Source organism: Mesorhizobium sp. M7A.F.Ca.CA.001.10.2.1 (genome assembly GCF_003998575.1).
GTDB lineage: Bacteria > Pseudomonadota > Alphaproteobacteria > Rhizobiales > Rhizobiaceae > Mesorhizobium.
In genome coordinates this window covers 1-4,503 of the sequence record NZ_RZQY01000499.1, presented here as the reverse complement: position 1 = coordinate 4,503, position 4,503 = coordinate 1, and the positions used below count along the sequence as shown (strand labels likewise).

4 protein-coding genes are annotated in these 4,503 nt (G+C 62.2%); 2 read left to right on the top strand and 2 right to left on the bottom strand.

From position 1 onward, the window contains the following. Positions 1–430 (bottom strand): DUF1697 domain-containing protein (locus EN964_RS25755; RefSeq protein WP_164775991.1); only part of this gene is annotated, 430 nt, incomplete at its 3' end. Then, positions 427–1,683 (bottom strand): threonine ammonia-lyase IlvA, encoded by a 1,257-nt coding sequence (gene ilvA / locus EN964_RS25750; protein ID WP_127271834.1) that lies wholly within the window; start codon positions 1,681–1,683, stop codon positions 427–429. The genes EN964_RS25755 and ilvA, both read right to left, overlap by 4 nt. 434 nt (positions 1,684–2,117) lie before the next feature. On the opposite strand from ilvA, the gene EN964_RS25745 reads away from it, so the two are divergent. Together EN964_RS25745 and EN964_RS25740 are read left to right on the top strand one after the other, a co-directional pair. Then, complete coding sequence (locus tag EN964_RS25745; protein WP_127270256.1) at positions 2,118–3,191, top strand: alpha/beta hydrolase; 1,074 nt, start codon at positions 2,118–2,120, stop codon at positions 3,189–3,191. Between the two features lie 143 nt (positions 3,192–3,334). Then, positions 3,335–4,503: alpha/beta hydrolase (locus EN964_RS25740; protein ID WP_245490687.1), on the top strand; the 1,169-nt coding region annotated here is incomplete at its 3' end.

Genomic DNA, 4,503 nt, shown 5'->3' with positions numbered 1-4,503 from the left:
AGTAGAGCACATCGCCCTTGATCTCGAAGCGTTCGGGGCCGGTGCACTTTTCGGTCAGTCGCGCCACCTCGTCCGCTGTCGGCTCGCGCTCCAGCACATAGGCATGCAGCTTGGTATGGTCCCCGGCAACTTCCGGGTAAGGGTTTTCGTTCACCAGCCGCTCGAACCATGAGAGATCGCGCACCATGATGCGCGAATAAAAACCCCATTTCTTCTCGAAGGCTGCTTCGATCTGTTTCGTCAGCGCGGCCGCGTCGCCCTTCTTCGCCCGGAACACGGCATTGCCGCTCTGCACATAGGTGGCGACATCGGAAAAGCCGAGATCCTCGAAGAACGACCGCAGCTCCGCCATTTTGACGATGCGGTTGCCGCCGACATTGATGCCGGAAAACAGCGCGACGAAGATTTTTCCTGCCTCCTTGCCGCTCATATGATGAACCCGGCCAATGTCTCGTTGTCGGTGATGTCCTGATACTGGACGCCCTCGGCCTCGAACTTCGCTTTGAGCAGATCGAAATTGCGGCGGTCCTTGGTTTCGATGCCGATCAGCACCGAACCGAAATTGCGCGCCGATTTCTTCAGATATTCGAAACGGGCGATGTCGTCGTCGGGCCCGAGCAGTTCGAGGAAGTCTCGCAGCGCGCCGGGCCGCTGCGGAAAGCGGATGATGAAGTATTTCTTCAGCCCCTCGAAGCGTAGCGCCCGTTCCTTAACGTCCGGCAGCCGCTCGAAATCGAAATTGCCGCCCGAAACCACGGCAACGATGGTCTTGCCCCTGATCTCCTTCTTGGAGAAATCCTTGAGCGCATCGATCGCCAGCGCGCCGGCCGGCTCCAGCACGACGCCTTCGACGTTGAGCATTTCGATCATGGTGGCGCAGAGCCGGTTTTCCGGGATCAGCCGCACTGTGTCGGCCGGAAAATCCTTGAGACGACGCAACGGCTCGCGGCCGATCTCGGCCACCGCGGCGCCATCGACGAAATTGTCGACCTTGGCGAGTTTGAGCCGTTTTCCCGCCGCAAGGCTTTCGCGCAGGCTCGGCGCGCCTGCCGGTTCGCAGAAGACGAAGCGTGCTTCCCTGCCCTGATCGGCGAAATAATGGGTGACGCCCGCGGCAAGTCCGCCACCGCCGACCGGCAGCATGACGATATCGGGCATGCGGGCGCCCGGCATCTGATCCGCGATCTCGTAGGCGACGGTTGCCTGGCCCTCGATAATGTCCTTGTGATCAAAGGGCGGCACCATATGGGCGCCGGAACTGTCGGTGAATTCCAGGGCCGCGCGATAGCAGTCGTCGAAGAAATCGCCGACCAGCCTGATCTCGATGAAATCGCCGCCGAACAGCTTGGTCTTGTCGATCTTCTGCTGCGGCGTCGTCACCGGCATGAACACGACGCCTCGCCTGCCGAAATGGCGGCAGACGAAAGCAAAACCCTGCGCGTGGTTGCCGGCGGACGCGCAGACGAACAGTTCAGCCTCGTTGCCGGCCGCCAGTGTCTTGCGGAAGAAATTGAAGGCGCCGCGGATCTTGTAGGAGCGGACCGGCGACAGGTCCTCGCGCTTCAACAGCACCCGCGCGCCGGTCTTTTTCGACAGATAATCGTTTTCCTGCAGCGGCGTTTCAGGGAAGATCTGGCGGATCGCGGCGGCAGCGGCAGCAACGCGGGAAGAGAAACTGTTCATCGGAAACCACCCTTGGGCAAGCCACCTTGTGTTGCACGCTGTCCGCGGACCTCTATCATTGATCGGGTCGCGCACGTTCGGTTGTTGAGCGCCGGGACAAGGTGCGGCGCGAGCCAGCCTATTGCATATCCGGCTACGTGGCGCCATCGTCCATCATGTGCGTCGTTCCGAGCGGAAATTTTGCGGAATATTTTCAGTTACTTGTGGGTACATTCTCATGCCCCTGGCATCAGGCGGCTTAAAATCGCTATCTCTGCGGGAATTGGAAGGCCGGCGGCGACGCCGCCATTTTGGCTTTCGCGCAACACTGCGATGGCCGTAGCGGGGCGCCGATCACATTTCGACTGGACATGACTTAGTTCTGCCGCACTCTGCCTGTCCGGGAGGTATCGTGAGGATAGACAGGCCTTTCGGCCGGAGTTGGAAATTCAGGCGTGCCTTTGAAGAAGATTTTTATCGTTGTCCTGGCCTTGCTCGTCGCCGGCTGCGCCGGCCAGCAAACACAGGAATTGCTGGGCAGCGCCATGGTGTCCGCGCCGGTGACGGAGATCGCCGGCAACCACTCGATCTTCATCGCCACGACGCGCAAGAAATCCGACGATCCCAACAAGGTTTTCGACGGCGAACGCTCGGCGACGCTGAACTATGCCCGCGTCAACGTCACCGTTCCGGGGCTTCACAAGACCGGCCAGATCGAGCGCCGCTCGCGCGGCAAGTCGGATGACCCGGCCAAATATTTCATGGCTTCCGAGGTCGTCGGCTACGACACGCAGCCGAAATTCTCCAGCGCGCTCAATGCCGACATCGCGGCGCGTGGCGGCCGCGTCATGGTCTTCGTGCATGGCTACAACACCGGCTTCGATGCCGCCGTCTATCGCCTCACCCAGATCGTCCATGATTCCGGCTATCCCGGCACGCCCGTGCTGTTTTCCTGGGCATCGGGTGCCAGGACCACCGACTACGTCTATGACAAGGAAAGCGCCAGCGCTGCCCGCGACCAGTTGGAGGTGACGCTCAGGATGCTGGAGCAGTCCGGCGCGCGGCGCATCGACATCGTCGCGCATTCGCTCGGAACCTGGGTCACCATGGAAACGCTGCGGCAGATGGCCATCACCGGCGACCGCGATCTCGGCGGCAAGCTCGGCGACGTGGTGCTGGCTTCGCCCGACATCGATGTCGACGTGTTCAAGAGCCAGATGCGGCGCTATGGCAAGCCCGACAAGCCGTTCATCCTGCTGTTGTCGGACGACGACCGCGCGCTGCGGCTCTCCGGCCTGATCGCCGGATCCCGGCCGCGCGTCGGCGACTACAAGGATGCCGCCGATCTCGCCTCCTATGGCGTGTCGGTCGTCGACCTGTCCAAGGTCAAGGGATCGGACAGCTTCAACCATACGAAGTTCGCCGACAATCCGACGCTGGTGAAGATGATCGGCCAGCGGCTGCGCGAGGATGACGGCTTTGCCAGCGACCGTGACGTGACAGACCGCATCAGCCTGCTTGGCCAATAGGTGCGGTCCCGCGGTTTTCGCCGTGCCTGCCCGGCATCGCGGACGTGTGGATTCACTTTGAACTGGACCGCGCCGGTCTCTGGCCTTATCGGAATAGCCAGCGACGTCACGCGTTTGACGTCCCCCTTGGCGGGAGCCGGCGTATGACCATGCGTTCGAAGAGCTACCTCGTCGTTGCATTGGCGCTCGCTGTCACCGGCTGCGCCGGCGGCAAAACGCACGACCTGCTCAACAAGACGACGGTCACGGTGCCCGCTTCCGACATCGCGGCCACGCATGAAATCTTCGTCGCCACCACCCGCCAGAGGGCAACCAAGGACCCGCGACAGGTGTTCGACGGCGATCGCTCGCTGACCACCAGCTTTGCCCGTGTCGACGTCACCGTCCCGAAAAACCATCAGGTCGGCGCCATCGAGCGGGCCAAGGGATCGGCAAACAGCAACCCGGCCAAGGATTTCACCGCCAAGGACGTCACCTTCTATGAAGGCGCGCCGCAGTTCGCCAAGGCGGTCGGCGCCGACATCGCCATGCGCGGCGACCGTGCGCTGGTTTTCGTGCACGGCTTCAACAACGGCTTCGATGACGGCATCTACCGGCTGACGCAGATCGCGCACGACACGAAATATCCCGGCACGCCGGTGCTGTTCTCATGGGCTTCGAGCGGCAAGACCACGGGTTACATCTACGACAAGGAAAGCGCCAACGCAGCGCGCGACGACCTCGAGGCGACCCTCAGGATGCTGGCCAAGACCAAGGTCAAGAGCATCGACATCATCGCCCATTCGATGGGGACCTGGGTGACCATGGAGGCTCTGCGCCAGCTTGCCATCACCGGCGATCGCGATCTCGACGACAAACTCGGTTACGTCATCCTGGCCTCGCCCGACATCGATGTCGACGTGTTCAAGAAACAGATGATCCGTTACGGCAAACCCGACAAGCCATTCGCCATCCTGCTCTCGGCGGATGACCGGGCTCTCAAGCTGTCCTCCCTGATCTCGGGCGATAAGCCGCGCGTCGGCGATTACGGCGATGCGGCCGACCTCGCCAGCTATGGCGTGTCGGTGGTCGACCTTTCCCAGGCCAAGGGCGGTGACCGCCTCAACCACGCCAAATTCGCCGACAACCCAATGCTGGTGCAACTGCTGGGCGATCGGCTGCGGGCGCCTGCCGGCCTTGCCTCGGACGAGCCCGTCCCGACTCAGCTCAACAATCTCGGCCAGGGCCTCGGCAAGGCCGGCAGGCGCCCGCAGCCGATCGCCCAGCAGTTGCACCAGCATTGGGTTGTCGGCGAATTTGGCGTGGTTGAGGC